Raw genomic sequence first — 13,186 nt, 5'->3', positions numbered from 1 at the left:
CCGGTCCAGCCTCCCTAGCCTCACCCCCGTTCCGGAAGCGAAGGAGAGGACGATGCTGGACGGAAAGGTTGTGGTGGTCACCGGCGCCTCGGGCGGGATCGGCGAGGCCATCGCCCGAGAGCTGGCCGGCGCCGGCGCGCGGGTGATGCTCGGCGCCCGCCGGACGGAGCGGCTGGAGGCCATCGTGGCGGCGCTGCGCGCGGCGGGCCACACCGCCCTGGCGCGGCCGGCGGACGTGACGCGGCGCGAGGATGTCCGCGCCCTGGCCGAGGCTGCGGCCGAAGCCTGGGGGCCGGTCGACGTGATGGTCAACAATGCCGGCATCATGCCGCTCTCGCCCATGGCCGCGATGAAGGTCGATGAGTGGGACCGCATGGTGGAGGTGAACATCAAGGGCGTGCTCAACGGCATCGCCGCCGTGCTGCCGGAGATGAGCGCGCGCCGCGCCGGGCACATCGTCAACATCGCCTCGATCGGCGCGCTCTCGGTGGTGCCGACGGCGGCGGTGTACTGCGCCACGAAATTCGCCGTGCGCGCCCTCTCGGACGGGCTGCGGCAGGAGCATGACGCGCTGCGCGTCACCTGCATCCACCCCGGCGTGGTGGAGAGCGACCTCGCCGCCACCATCACCGACCCCGCCGCGGCGGCGATGATGCGCGACTACCGCGCCATCGCCCTGAAGCCCGACGCCATCGCCCGCGCCGTGCGCTACGCCATCGCGCAGCCGGCGGATGTGGATGTCAGCGAGATCGTCATCCGCCCCACCGCCGCCCGTGGCTGAGACCGGAGGAAGGAACAAAGCCATGACCATCGCCCGCGCCCTCCCCCTGCTGGCTGCCCCCCTGCTGTCGATGCTGGCCGGCGCCCCCGCCGAGGCGGCCGAGACAGCCGCCACCCACCCCTATGCCGGAATGTGGGTGACGGCGGATGGCCGCATACGCCACCACCTGCTGCCCAACGGGCGCTACGAGGAAGCCCGTGGCGGGCGCGAATGCGCCTACAAGGGCCGCTACGCGGTGGCCGGCAGCCACATCGAATACTGGGACGACACCGGCTTCACCGCCGATGGCGATTTCATCGACGGTGTGCTGCACCATGGCGGCATGGTGCTGCACCGCCAGCGCGAAACGCCGCCGGCGCGCGGCTGCTGAGGCGCGGGCGGCCTGCCCTTCATTCGGCGGGCAGGCCGGCCAGCGCCGCGATCCGCCGCGAGCGGGCGGCGAATGCGGCGGCGGGCGACTGCCAGCTTATGGCCGGAGGGGAGCATGTCTCCAGCACCGGAGCGACGCGGATGCAGTCCATCCAGAACCCGCCGCGCCGCACCGCCAGGAATTGCCTGTCCGGCGACAGCGCCAGGCCGGGTTCCTCCGTGAACCGGCCATCCTCCGAATAGCCGAGCGCCATCTCCGGCAGGGCCCGCCGCCAGCGGAGGCCATCCGGTTGCCACAGCCCATACACCGTGTCCGTGGGCACCGGCTCCTGGGTCAGCCGCAGGCGGCGGCCATCGGGCAGCGTGACCTCGGCCAGCACCGCGCGCGCGGTGAACAGCTCCACCAGCCCCACCATGACCAGGCCCACGAGGAGCACCATCGGAACCCCGGCCAGGGCCGCCGCCCAATGCCATCCGCCCCGCACCGCCGCCCAGCAGCAGAGCGCAACGGCGACGGCGGCGTAGGCCAGCATGCCGATCCCGCCCAGCACCGACCGGGGCAGCAGATACGGCCCGCTCGCCTCCAGCCACACCAGCCCGAGCCAGGCCACCGCCAGCGTGCCGCCGGCGTACAGCGCCAGGCGGGCCTTCTTCATTTTCCCCCGTCCACGCTGAGGATCTGGCCGCTGATCCACTTGGCGCGGTCGCTGGCCAGGAAGGTGACGGCGTCGGCGATGTCCTGCGCCTCGCCGAGCCGGCGCAGCGCGATGCCCTCCACCAGCCGCTGCTGCCCCTCGGCGCCGTAGCTCTCGAACTGCGCGATGGAGGCGGGGTTGGAGGGGATGAAGCCCGGCGCCACCGAGTTCACCCGGATGCCGTGCGGCCCGAGCTCATGCGCCAGCTGCCGCGTCAGCCCCACCAGCCCGTGCTTGGCCGAGCAGTAGGCCTGGATGCCGGTCAGGCTGCGCTGCAGCCCGGCGCCGGAGGAGATGGTGACGATGGCGCCGCGCCCCGCCTGCTTCATGCCCGGCGCGGCGGCGGCGCAGAGGTTGAAGCAGGCATGCAGGTTGATGTCGAAGATGGCGTGCCAGTCGGCTTCCGGCACCTCGTCCACCGGGCGCATCACCTGGCCGCGCACGCCGCCCGCATTGGCCACCAGCACGCCGACCGGCGCACCCGCCTCGGCCACCACGCGGCCGATCCAGCCCCGCGCCGCGCCGGGGGCGGTGAGGTCGAAGGCCTCGGTGCGGATGCCGCTCTCGCCCGCCGTCTCGGCCAGCTCCGCGGCCGAGAGGTCGCAGGCGAAGACGCGCGCGCCCATCGCCGCGAAATCCCGCGCGATGACGCGGCCGAAGCCGTGCCCGCCGCCGGTGACGGCGACCACCACATTGTCGAAGCGGATGTTCATGCCGGCAGCATCTCCGTCAGGTTGGCGTCGTCCATGGCGCGGGTGCCGCGCTCGCATTCGTGGATCTGGCCGATCAGCCGGTCCAGCGCGGGGGTGGGGATGCCGTGGCGGCGCCCGGCCTCGGCCACGGGGGCGAGCTGCGCATCCACCTCGGTGGTGCGGCGGCGCACCCACAGGTCGCGCCAGATGCCGGAATGGGTCTTGGCGTTGGGCCGGTTGAAGGCGACCATCGCCGCGACGCTGGCGCGCGCCTCCGCCTCGGTTCCACCGGGGGCGAAGGCATGCGGCTCGAAGCCGTTGAAGCCGCGCGGCACCACGCCCTCGGCCGCGGCCACGCGCATCACCTCGCCGCCCAGCGCCCGCCACATCGGCAGCAGCTCGGGCCGCTCCAGGCAGTCGGCGATGCCCTTCTCCCCCACCGCCTGGGCAAACAGCAGCGCGCCATAGCCGAGCTTGCCCCAGAGATAGCCGGCAAGGTTCGGCGTGGTGATGGCATCCGGCTCGAACAGGCGCAGCAGCCGGTGCAGCGATTCCAGCCGCGCGCTCTCGCTGCCGTCCAGCTCGCCCAGCACCACCGCGCCGCGCCCGCCATAGAGGACCTTGCCCGGCGCCAGCCAGTCGGCGCTGAAGTTGACGAAGGCGCCGACGGTGCGCGCCTCTCCCACCACGCCAGCGATGATCGGCTCGCACAGCCCGTTCTGCAGGGAGACCACGTAGCCCTCCTCCGCCATGTGCGGCAGCAGGGCGCGGGCGGCGGCCTCGGTGTGCTGCGCCTTCACGCAGAGCAGCACGCGGGCGTAGCGGCCGCGCAGCGCCTCCGGCGTGAAGGCGGGGGCGTGGATGGTGTAGTTCTCCAGCGGCCCCTCGATGGCCAGGCCCCGCGCCGGGTCGCGGATGGCGGCGACGTGCTCGGCCTCGATGTCGACGAACACCACGGCATGGCCGGCGCGCACCAGCGCGGCCCCCACCGTGCCGCCGATGGCGCCCGCGCCCCAGACCAGGATCGGCCCCGCCATCCCCTCCGCCGCCGCGCTCTCCTGCTTCAGGACCATGCCGCCGATTCCTCTCTCGATGCGGGGCGGAAGGCTGGGCGCGGCGGGGGGAGGCGTCAATCCGCCCCGCGCGCCGGAGCGGCCGCCCCGGGGCGCCGGGGTGCGGGGGGGGCGGAGATTCCCGCGCCCCGCCCCTTTTGGCCGCCGCCGCCCGCGGGCATTGTGGCGCGTGGAATGACCCTGCCCGGCAATTTGCGCGGCGCCGCCCTGATGGCCGGCGCGGCACTGCTCTTCGCCTATGAGGCATTGATGATCCGCTGGCTCAGCGCCCGCGGCATCCCCCTCTCCACGCAACTGCTGTTCCGCTGCCTGGGTCAGGTCGTCTGGGTGGCGCCGGCGCTGCTGGCGGCCGGCCCCGGCGTGCTGCGCACGGCGAAGCCGGCGCTGCACGCGCTGCGCGGCGTCTGCTCCCTGCTCACCTGGGGGCTCTACTACGTCTCGCTGACGCTGCTCAACCTCGCCACCGCCACGGTGCTCTCCTTCACCAACGTCATGTTCACCACCCTGCTGGCCGGCCCCGTGCTGCGCGAGCGGGTGGGCGCGGCGCGCTGGGCCGGCACGCTGGTGGGGCTGGCCGGCATCGCGGTGATGCTGCGGCCCTGGGAGGGGGCGGGGGCGGAGACCTCGCTGCCCGGCGTGGCGGTGGCGCTGGTGGCGGCGCTGACATGGTGCGGCATCACCCTCTCCTCCCGCATGCTGACGCGCACCGAGGGCACGCTCACCATCATCGGCTGGGTCGGCATCATCACCTCGCTCGGGATCCTGCCGCTGGCGCTGTGGCAGTGGCGGCCGCTCGGGGGGGTGGACCTGCTCGGGCTGGGGCTGCTGGCGGTGGTGACGCCGGGCATCCTGTGGCTGACCACCGAGGCCTTCCGCGCCGGCGAGGCCTCGGCCGTGGCGCCCTTCCAGTATCTGCGGCTGCCGGTGCTGGCCGGCCTCGGCTGGCTGCTCTACGCCGAGGCGCCGGACGGCATGGCCTGGGCCGGCGCCGCCGTGGTGCTGGCCGGCGCCCTGCTGGTGAGCCTGGCCGAGGCCCGCCGCCGGTGACCGCCGCCCCGCCCTCGCCGCTGCTGCGCGCCGCGCTGCTCACCACCCTCGCCGCCTTCGTCTTCAACCTCGAGACGGTGCTGGTGAAGTGCCTGACGGAGGTGCCCGTCGCCACCATCCTGCTGGCGCGCACCCTGGGGCAGATCGCCTGGGTGCTGCCCGCCTGGGTGCTGCCCGCCTGGGGGCGGGAGGGGATGGGGCTGCTCCGCACCCGCCAGCCCGCGATGCAGGCGCTGCGCGGGGTGCTCAGCTTCGTCAGCTGGGGGCTCTACTATGTGGGCTTCGCGCGGCTGCCGCTGGCCACCGCCACGGTGCTCTCCTTCACCTCGGTGCTGTTCGTCACCGCGCTGGCCGGGCCGCTGCTGCGCGAGCGCGTCGGCCGCCGGCGCTGGATGGCGACGCTGGTGGGCTTCCTCGGCGTGCTGCTGGTGGTGCGGCCGGGCGTGCTGCCGCTGGACTGGCCGCTGGCGGCCTCGCTCGGCTCGGCGCTGGGCGGCGCCGGCATCGTGCTGACCACCAAGGCGCTCGCCCGCACCGAGCGGACCGAGACGATCATGCTCTATATCGGCCTGATCGCCACCGCCGGCACGCTGCCCCTCGCCCTGCCCGGCCTCGCCTGGCCGGGCTGGACCAACTTCCTGCTGCTGGCGGGCGCCGGGCTGCTGGGTCCTGCGGGGATGCATCTGTGGATCAGCGCCCTGCGCCTGGCCGATGCCTCGGTGGTGGCGCCGCTCTCCTATGTGCGGCTGGTCTTCGCCGCGTTCGCCGGGGCGCTGCTCTTCGCCGAGGCGGTCGATGGCTGGCTGCTGGCCGGGGCCGCGCTGATCGTGGGCAGCGCCATCACCATCACGCGCCAGGGCAGCCGGTAGGGGGGCGCAGGGCCGCGCCCCGCCCCCATATCCGCCCCCATGTCCAACGCGGCGCCCCCGCCCGCCACCAAAGCCCGGAGACCCTCGCGCATGACCGACTCGCCCCTCGCCGCCTTTTCCGCGCGCCGCTCCGACGGGCGGGAGACGCCGCTCGCCGAATTCGCCGGGCAGGTGCTGCTGGTGGTCAACACCGCCAGCGCCTGCGGCTTCACGCCGCAATATGCGGGGCTGGAGGAATTGCAGCGCGACTACGCGCCGCGCGGCTTCAGCGTGCTGGCCTTCCCCTGCAACCAGTTCGGCCGGCAGGAGCCGGGGGACGACGCCAGCATCGCGCAGTTCTGCGAGACGCGCTTCCAGGCCAGCTTCCCGCTCTTCGCCAAGGTGGAGGTGAATGGCGACGGCGCCCACCCGCTGTTCCGCCACCTCAAGGCGCAGCAGCCGGGGCTGCTGGGCACGGAGGCCATCAAGTGGAACTTCACCAAGTTCCTGCTCGACCGGCAGGGCCGGGTGGCGGGCCGCTTCGCCCCCGCCACGCCCCCGGCGAAGCTTCGCGGCGCCATCGAGGCGCTGCTCTAGGGGCCCCCGCCGCTTGGCGCCGCCGCCCCCGCGCCCCATCTGAACGCCACGCGGCAACAAGACAGCGGGAGCGCGGCCATGGCCAGCGGATGGGCGCCCGACGGCGCGGTGCAGGAGCAGATCGACGACACGGTGACGGACGGCATCCGGCGCGCCCGCGCCCGCATGCCCGCCGGCGAGGGCGAGCTGCATTGCGTGGAATGCGGCGAGCCGATCCCCGCCGCGCGGCGCCGCGCCCTGCCCGGGGCGCGCACCTGCGTCGGCTGCCAGTCCGCGCTGGACCGCCGCCCGGCACAGTTCGGCATCAACCGCCGCGGCAGCAAGGACAGCCAGCTGAAGTGAGCCGCTCGCGAAGTTCTGCGTGATTCGGCGCGGCACGCCCGGCTAGGCTTCCCGAAACAGAACAGGGAGGCCACCATGAGCGACGAGATCCAGGACTACCGCACGACGGAGAGCGACTACCTGCCGCACGTCATCGCGCGCTGCGTCGAGAAGGCCAACCGCCACAACCTGCCCTACCGCTTCCGCCTGAACGGGGCGGAGGTCGTCGTCACCCCCGGCCAGACGGCGGATGCGGTGAATGACGAGGTGCAGCGCCAGTGGCAGCGCAACCGCACCCCGCCCGCCCACCACGCCGCCAGCCACGCCGCGCCGGGCTGAGGGGCGGGACAGGCCGGGGGGCGGCGCCTCAGGCGGCGGCCGCCCCTTCCACCCCGTGCTGCTCGCGCAGGGCCAGGAAGCGGAGCTGCGGCCATTCCTCCTCCGCCCGCTTGCGGCCCCAGTCGGAGGTGAAGAAGGCCACCGGCTCGTTGTCGTGGTCCTCGGCCATCTGGCTCGGCGCGGTGCGCAGGAAGCGGTCCAGCACCGCGCGGTCCTGCGGCCCGTCCTCCTTCGTCGCCACCCAGCGCAGGGAGGACCAGGAGGTGTTCTCGAAGGTGATGTGCACCCCGTATTCCGCCTGGATGCGGCTGCTCAGCACGTCGAGCTGGAGCTGGCCGACCACGCCGACCACCGGCTGGCTGCCGTCGAGCGGGCGGAACACCTGCACCACCCCCTCATCGGCCAGCTGGTCCAGCGCCTTGCGCAGCTTCTTGGCCAGCATCGGGTCGTCGAGCCGCACGCGGCGCAGGATCTCGGGCGCGAAGCTCGGCACGCCGCGGAAGTTCAGCGCCTCGCCATCGGTCAGCGTGTCGCCGATGCGCAGCACGCCGTGGTTGGCGATGCCCACCACGTCGCCCGGCCAGGCCTCCTCGGCCACCTGCCGCTCCTTGGCGAAGAAGAACAGCGGCGCGTTGACCGGGATGGACTTGCCGGTGCGCACCTGCTTCAGCCGCGCCCCTTTGCGGAGCCGCCCGGAGCAGATGCGCAGGAAGGCCACGCGGTCGCGGTGGTTGAGGTCGGTGTTGGCCTGGATCTTGAAGACGAAGCCGGTGAGCTTCTCCTCCTCCGGCGCCACGGTGCGGGCGTCGGCCCGGCGGGCGGAGGGGGGCGGCGCGAACTGCGCGAGGCCATCCAGCAGGTGCCGCACCCCGAAGCCGCGCAGCGCCGAGCCGAAATAGACCGGCGTCAGGTGCCCCTCGCGGAAGGAGGCGAGGTCGAACTCGGGGTAGACGGAGGCCAGCTCCATCCCCTCGCGCAGCACGTCGCCCTGGCCGTGCGGCAGCAGCCCGTCGATCCGCGCATCCTCGGGCCCGTCCAGCGCCTCGCGCCGCTCGCCGCCCTCGGCGACGAGGCGCAGGCTGTTGTCGTGCCGGTCGTACACCCCCGCGAAGGTGCCGCCCGAGCCGACCGGCCAGGTGGCCGGCGTCACGTCCAGCGCCAGGGTCTTCTCGATCTCGTCGAGCAGCTCCAGCGGCTCCCGCGCCTCGCGGTCCATCTTGTTGATGAAGGTGACGATCGGGATGTCGCGCAGGCGGCAGACCTCGAACAGCTTGCGGGTCTGCGCCTCGATGCCCTTGGCGGCGTCGATCACCATCACCGCGGCGTCCACCGCCGAGAGGGTGCGGTAGGTGTCCTCGGAGAAATCCTCGTGGCCTGGCGTGTCGAGCAGGTTGAACACCTGGCCGGCATACTCGAAGGTCATCACCGAGGTGGCGACCGAGATGCCGCGGTCCTGCTCGATCTTCATCCAGTCCGAGCGGGTGCGGCGCCGCTCGCCCTTGGCGCGCACGGCGCCGGCGATCTGGATGGCGCCGCCCAGCAGCAGCAGCTGCTCGGTCAGCGTGGTCTTGCCGGCGTCGGGGTGGGCGATGATGGCGAAGGTGCGCCGGCGCCCGGCCTCGGCCGCCGTCTGGCTGGTCGCGGTGTCCATCTGCTCCGACACGCTCACTCGGTCCATCTCCGCCAAAAAAGCCGATATAGCGCGCGCGCCGGGCAAAACCTACCCGCCGCAGCCCTGCCCCGCGCCCGGCGCGAGGGCCGGGCGCGGAAACCCTCCCCCGCCCCGCAGGGTTGACGGTGCGCGCCCCGCACCGGGGCCCCGCGACACAGAGGCTAGAGGCATGACCCCGCGCTACACGCTTCCGCTGCTGGCCGCCCTCGCGCTGCTGGGCGCCGCCCCCGCCCTCGCCCAGAGCCAGACCGAAGGCCATGGCGACCGCGCCAACCCCGAGGCCAGCGTGGCCCCCGGCGCGCTGCGGCCCGGCCAGGCCCCGCCCCTGCCCGGCAGCGCCACCACCTCCCTCAACGCCCAGCACTGGCGGGCCAGCCGCCTGCTGGGCGCCGACATCGCCAGCTCGGAGAACCATTCCCTGGGCACGGTGGAGGACCTGCTCTTCACCCGGGAAGGGGGGCTCACCGTCATCATCGCGACCGGCGGCTTCCTCGGGCTGGGGGAGCGGCTGGTCTCCGTGCCCTATGAGCGGCTGCAATACAGCGAGCGCTGGGTGCTGCCAGGCGAGAACGAGGAGACGCTGAAGCGGATGCCCGAGTTCAAGTTCGACTAGGCCTTTCCCGTCCGCCCCGGCGCACGGAAAAGGCCCTGGCTCATTGTTCTCGCCAGCCTCTCTGCGCGGCCAGGCGAAGCGGCCGGCCCGCGCCCTGCCCTAGCCGCCGCCCCCCTCGCCTCCCGGCGGGGGGAGCAGCCGGCCGGTGCCGAAGTCGAACTCCGCCTGCAGCGCCGCGAAGGGGTCTTCCGCCGCCTGCGCCTCGTCGCGGTTCAGGCCCAGCGCGTCGAGCTGGGCGCCGCTGATGGCGGTGAACTCCACCCCCGCCTCCCGCAGCATGGCGATGGAGAGCAGCCCCACCCGGTCCCAGTAGGAGGCGGTGCCCTCGCGCGGGGCGGCGGCCACCACGCGCCGCACCCCGGCCTGGATCAGCAGCGTGGCGCAGGTGTTGCATACCGGCTTGCCCACCACATAGGCGTCGCACCCCCGGGCGCCATGGCCGGCATGGAGCAGCGCGTTCTGCTCGGCATGCACCATCATCCGCAGCTTGGTGGCCTTGTCCTGCAGCCGCTCCGCGCTGTCCTCCACATTGGAGGGGAAGCCGTTGAAGCCGGTGGCGACGATGCGCGCCTGCGGCTGGTTCACCAGCACGGCGCCGACCTTGGCGCGCGGGTCCTTCGACCACTGGGCGATGTGGTGCGCCAGGCCGATATAGCGCGTGTCCCACCGCGCCAGCTTCTCCGGCCTGCCCTCGAAGGCGTTGACGTTGCTCATCCGCTCCCCATCCGCTGCGTCAGGGATGTGAACACCCTGCTCACGAAGTCGTTGACGGACCCTCTCCGCTGTGCGGCAATCCCGCCCGATCGCCGGGCACACGGCGACACCCAGGGACCACACGCTGCCACGCCAACGTTTCGTCTGGAGAGAGTTTTCCGATGCAGAGCACCGCCAACCGCGCCTTGCTGCGCCGCCGCACCCTGCTGGCGGGCTCGGCCCTGGCCATGGCCCTCGGGCCGCTGGCCGGCGCCACCCCCGCCACCGCCCAGGGGGCGGATACGCTGAGCCTGGCCGTCGCCGCCCCGCCCAGCTCGCTGGACCCGCACTATCACACGCTCTCCCCCAACAACATGGTGGCCGAGCACTTCTTCGATAAGCTCGTCTCCCGCAACGCCAAGGCGCAGCTCGAGCCCGGCCTCGCCGAATCCTGGTCGATGCTCGACGACACGACCTGGGAGTTCAAGCTGCGCAAGGGCGTGAAGTTCAGCGACGGGCACGAATTCACCGCCGACGACGTGGTGGCCACCCTCAAGCGCATCCCCGCCGTGGTGAACAGCCCGGGCTCCTTCTCCATCTACACCCGCGCCATCATCGGGCATGAGGTGGTGGACCCGCACACCATCCGCTTCAAGACCGCCTCGGTCTATCCGCTGCTGCCGCAGGATCTGAACAACGTCTTCATCATCTCCAAGACGATGGAGACCGCCGGCACGGGCGACTTCAACAACGGCCGCGCGATCGTCGGCACCGGCCCGTTCCGGCTGCAGAGCTTCACCCCCGACGACCGCGTGGTGATGACCCGCAACGAGGAGTACTGGGGCGAGAAGCCGGACTGGCGCCAGGTGACCTACCGCTTCATCAGCAATGACGGGGTGCGGGTGGCGGCGCTGCTCTCGGGCGACGTGCAGCTGATCGACGTGGTGCCGCCGGCCGACACGCCGCGCCTGCGCGGCACCCAGGGCATCGCCTTCGCCGAGATCCCGAGCCTGCGCGCCATCTACCTCAAGATCGACACGGCGCACGACGTCTCCCCCTACCTGACCGGGCCGAATGGCGAGAAGCTGGACCGCAACCCGCTGCGCGACCTGCGGGTGCGGCAGGCGCTCTCGCTCGGCATCAACCGCCAGGCCATCGTGGACCGCATCATGCAGGGGGCCGGCACGCCCACCGGCCAGATGATGCCGCCCGGCGCCAATGGCTGGGCCGAGGACATCAAGGCGCCGCCCTACGACCCCAACCGCGCCAAGGCGCTGCTGGCCGAGGCGGGCTTCCCCAACGGCTTCAGCATCACGCTGATCGGGCCGAACAACCGCTACGTGAACGACGCGCAGATCATCCAGGCGATCGGCCAGATGTGGCAGCGCATCGGGGTGAAGACCACGGTGGACGCCATGCCCTTCTCCGTGCTGGCGCAGCGCCAGGCGAAGAACGACATGTCGGCCATGCTGATCGGCTGGGCGACCTCGGGCGAGCCTTCCTCGGCGCTGCGCGGCAACCTGACGACGCGCATCCCCGAGAAGGGGTTCGGCACCGTCAACTTCAGCGGCTACTCCAACAAGGAAGTGGACCGGCTGGTGGAGGAGGGCCTGCGCACGGCGGATGACGAGAAGCGCGAGGAGATCTTCAAGCAGGCGATGCGCGTGGCCATGGAGGATGTGGGGCTGATCACGCTGCACATGCAGAAGAACATCTGGGCCATGCGCGGCGGGCTGAGCTACGAGGCGCGGGCGGATGAATACACGGTGGCGATGAATGTGAGGAAGGCGGGATAAGGCCATCTGACAATGAAGGCCAGGAAACGAATCTCTGGCCTTCAACGTTGTTTAAAGCCCGTTTGAGAATGGTATCGCGCCACAAAATGCGGCGCCTACCGGCGTGATAACGCCACTATCCTTTACGGTCTGGGCGCATTGTCAAACGGGCACTTATTATCGACCTCCGCGAGATTTAGTAAATTTTTTCAGCCCGAGCACCTCCATAAATCCAGAATGGATTCGATAATTAGTAGCGTTTTCATTAAATTTTGCTCTTCGGTCTTTATGTTTCCAGACATAGCCGGCACCACCGGTTATTCCACCTGGACTTGAGTAACCAATAACAGAAAAATGAAACAATCTAGACATTATTTCAATGTGCGGTACCATTTCATTAAATATGTATTTTCTTTGTGAAGCTGCATTTTCAAAATCTTTTGAGGTAAATTGTAGACTGCCTAAACTTTTAAGTATTTCTAAGTATTTTTCGTAGTCTGGATAATGTTTTCTGATTTCATCATCAAGCTCGCTGAGCAAATATTCTGAATAATTAGTCCTAGCTTCAATAACATTAGCATTTGAGAATTTCCCGTTTTGCTCGGGAGAATTTTTGTAAGCATTTAATATTTCATTAGTAAATTTTATTATATCCCGCGGTCGCAAAAAAGTTCTGTCTAATATGTGGGAGTACTTTTTTTGATGCCCTGTCATCTCCTTTTCTTCATCAAATACTTTTTCCCATGAGCCATGTTCTTGAAAACCAAGAGTTATATGAAATCTTTTTTCCATTAGATTTTTTAGTGTAGGGCCACCAGATGCAAGACCCCAACCAATATAAGACACAGATGCTTCAGTAATTTTGTTTTTGTCTTCAAATCCTATATTATCATATATATCGTCTCTCAGAAATATTATTACTGATAATCTTTTGTTATTTTTTTCGCGGCATTATTTATTTTTCTTGCGGCCAGAAGAAGCCCTATAATCTGTTGTTTATATTCATTTTTTTCTAAGCTCATTCCCAAATCTAGTTCGTCGAAACAAATAAAATAATCCACTTCCGGATTAGCACAGCTTAGCACGCTTTCTAAAAGGTTTTTATTTACCTCTGAAACAATTGTTGGGAGATATTCCATAGGGATACTTTCTGCAGAAATTTTACCTTCTATGATTTTCCACTTTAGCGCCAACTCCCCTTTTAATTTTATTGTTTTAAGCGGCGAAAATATTTGGCTCAAATCTGGGTCAGTAGATCCATATGTATCTCTTATAAAATCACTAATATTAATTATTTTCTCCATTGATATTTCGTCATGAGGCTGAGTTATGTCTTCGTTTATTAGAATTTTTGCCATAGTTATATGTATTAGATACTCCCAGCTATTTATATAACAGTTTTCTTCGGGAACCCCGGTCTGTTTTTGCTTGACATGATAATGCCAAGGATATTCGGAGAATATAAGGCCCTTACAATGATAGTTATCGTCCTTATTTTCTTGGAAAATCCTGAATATCGCTGTTTTTCCGCTGCCTTTTCTCCCTAGAGGTTGTTATGGACCTGCGGCCAGTTGAGCCGCCTGCTTGAGCATGATGCAGGTGAAGGCGACGAGGTGGAGATTGGCAAGGGTGCTGGCGTAGCGCTCGTAGTCCTTCACCAGGCGGCGGAAG

The 13,186-nt window shown here is 68.3% G+C and carries 15 protein-coding genes and 2 pseudogenes; 9 read left to right on the top strand and 8 right to left on the bottom strand.

Going from position 1 to position 13,186, the window contains the following annotated elements; all coding sequences use genetic code 11:
• Positions 1-52 precede the first annotated feature (52 nt).
• Both CR165_RS07880 and CR165_RS07875 read left to right on the top strand, forming a co-directional pair.
• On the top strand, positions 53-781 hold the full coding sequence (locus CR165_RS07880) for an SDR family oxidoreductase (RefSeq protein WP_109516439.1): 729 nt from the start codon (positions 53-55) through the stop codon (positions 779-781).
• Positions 782-803: 22 nt separating this feature from the next.
• Positions 804-1,151 (top strand): Atu4866 domain-containing protein, encoded by a 348-nt coding sequence (locus tag CR165_RS07875; RefSeq protein WP_109516438.1) that lies wholly within the window; start codon positions 804-806, stop codon positions 1,149-1,151.
• A 19-nt stretch (positions 1,152-1,170) separates the two neighbouring features.
• On the opposite strand, the gene CR165_RS07870 is transcribed toward CR165_RS07875, so the two are convergent.
• The 3 genes from CR165_RS07870 to CR165_RS07860 are packed head-to-tail and all read right to left on the bottom strand — an operon-like array spanning position 1,171 to position 3,610.
• Complete coding sequence (locus CR165_RS07870) at positions 1,171-1,806, bottom strand: hypothetical protein (RefSeq protein WP_109516437.1); 636 nt, start codon at positions 1,804-1,806, stop codon at positions 1,171-1,173.
• Positions 1,803-2,558, bottom strand: coding sequence for an SDR family NAD(P)-dependent oxidoreductase (locus CR165_RS07865; RefSeq protein ID WP_109516436.1), 756 nt, complete (start codon positions 2,556-2,558; stop codon positions 1,803-1,805). Before CR165_RS07865 ends, CR165_RS07870 begins: the two co-directional genes overlap by 4 nt.
• Complete coding sequence (locus tag CR165_RS07860) at positions 2,555-3,610, bottom strand: ketopantoate reductase family protein (protein WP_245906236.1); 1,056 nt, start codon at positions 3,608-3,610, stop codon at positions 2,555-2,557. Before CR165_RS07860 ends, CR165_RS07865 begins: the two co-directional genes overlap by 4 nt.
• Positions 3,611-3,784: 174 nt before the next feature.
• Between CR165_RS07860 and CR165_RS07855 the strand changes: the two genes are divergently transcribed.
• From CR165_RS07855 to CR165_RS07835, 5 genes are all read left to right on the top strand, one after another.
• Positions 3,785-4,657, top strand: coding sequence for a DMT family transporter (locus CR165_RS07855; protein ID WP_109516435.1), 873 nt, complete (start codon positions 3,785-3,787; stop codon positions 4,655-4,657).
• Complete coding sequence (locus CR165_RS07850) at positions 4,654-5,526, top strand: DMT family transporter (protein ID WP_109516434.1); 873 nt, start codon at positions 4,654-4,656, stop codon at positions 5,524-5,526. The genes CR165_RS07855 and CR165_RS07850 overlap by 4 nt, the downstream gene beginning before the upstream one ends.
• Before the next feature lie 90 nt (positions 5,527-5,616).
• Positions 5,617-6,102, top strand: coding sequence for a glutathione peroxidase (locus tag CR165_RS07845; protein ID WP_109516433.1), 486 nt, complete (start codon positions 5,617-5,619; stop codon positions 6,100-6,102).
• A 78-nt stretch (positions 6,103-6,180) separates the two neighbouring features.
• Positions 6,181-6,444 (top strand): DksA/TraR family C4-type zinc finger protein, encoded by a 264-nt coding sequence (locus tag CR165_RS07840; protein WP_109516432.1) that lies wholly within the window; start codon positions 6,181-6,183, stop codon positions 6,442-6,444.
• Positions 6,445-6,519: 75 nt separating this feature from the next.
• On the top strand, positions 6,520-6,762 hold the full coding sequence (locus CR165_RS07835) for a hypothetical protein (protein ID WP_109516431.1): 243 nt from the start codon (positions 6,520-6,522) through the stop codon (positions 6,760-6,762).
• 28 nt (positions 6,763-6,790) lie between these two features.
• Here CR165_RS07835 and CR165_RS07830 read toward each other — a convergent pair whose 3' ends face one another.
• Entirely contained in the window at positions 6,791-8,440 is a 1,650-nt protein-coding gene (locus CR165_RS07830; protein ID WP_109516430.1) for a peptide chain release factor 3, read from the bottom strand.
• A 163-nt stretch (positions 8,441-8,603) separates the two neighbouring features.
• Here CR165_RS07830 and CR165_RS24955 point away from each other — a divergent pair, with 163 nt between their 5' ends.
• On the top strand, positions 8,604-9,047 hold the full coding sequence (locus CR165_RS24955) for a PRC-barrel domain-containing protein (RefSeq protein WP_109516429.1): 444 nt from the start codon (positions 8,604-8,606) through the stop codon (positions 9,045-9,047).
• 99 nt (positions 9,048-9,146) lie between these two features.
• Here CR165_RS24955 and CR165_RS07820 read toward each other — a convergent pair whose 3' ends face one another.
• On the bottom strand, positions 9,147-9,761 hold the full coding sequence (locus CR165_RS07820; RefSeq protein ID WP_109516428.1) for a deoxycytidylate deaminase: 615 nt from the start codon (positions 9,759-9,761) through the stop codon (positions 9,147-9,149).
• A 161-nt stretch (positions 9,762-9,922) separates the two neighbouring features.
• Here CR165_RS07820 and CR165_RS07815 point away from each other — a divergent pair, with 161 nt between their 5' ends.
• The gene (locus tag CR165_RS07815; protein ID WP_109516427.1) at positions 9,923-11,536 is read left to right on the top strand and encodes an ABC transporter substrate-binding protein; all 1,614 of its coding nucleotides are present in this window, start codon (positions 9,923-9,925) and stop codon (positions 11,534-11,536) included.
• Between the two features lie 156 nt (positions 11,537-11,692).
• On the opposite strand, the gene CR165_RS24430 is transcribed toward CR165_RS07815, so the two are convergent.
• The 3 genes and pseudogenes from CR165_RS24430 to CR165_RS07810 all read right to left on the bottom strand — a co-directional run.
• Positions 11,693-12,400 carry a P-loop ATPase, Sll1717 family gene (locus tag CR165_RS24430; protein ID WP_408887534.1) on the bottom strand — a complete coding sequence of 236 codons (708 nt, stop codon included), beginning with the start codon at positions 12,398-12,400 and terminating at the stop codon, positions 11,693-11,695.
• A gap of 32 nt (positions 12,401-12,432) precedes the next feature.
• A pseudogene (locus CR165_RS26220) lies at positions 12,433-13,050 on the bottom strand (P-loop ATPase, Sll1717 family); the annotation flags it as partial.
• A gap of 18 nt (positions 13,051-13,068) precedes the next feature.
• Positions 13,069-13,186: pseudogene (locus CR165_RS07810) on the bottom strand (IS5/IS1182 family transposase); the annotation flags it as partial.

The sequence above is a fragment of the Teichococcus aestuarii genome (assembly GCF_003116135.1).
Lineage (GTDB): Bacteria > Pseudomonadota > Alphaproteobacteria > Acetobacterales > Acetobacteraceae > Pseudoroseomonas > Pseudoroseomonas aestuarii.
Note: the sequence above shows the minus strand (reverse complement) of the source record. Positions and strands in the feature narration are given on the sequence as shown.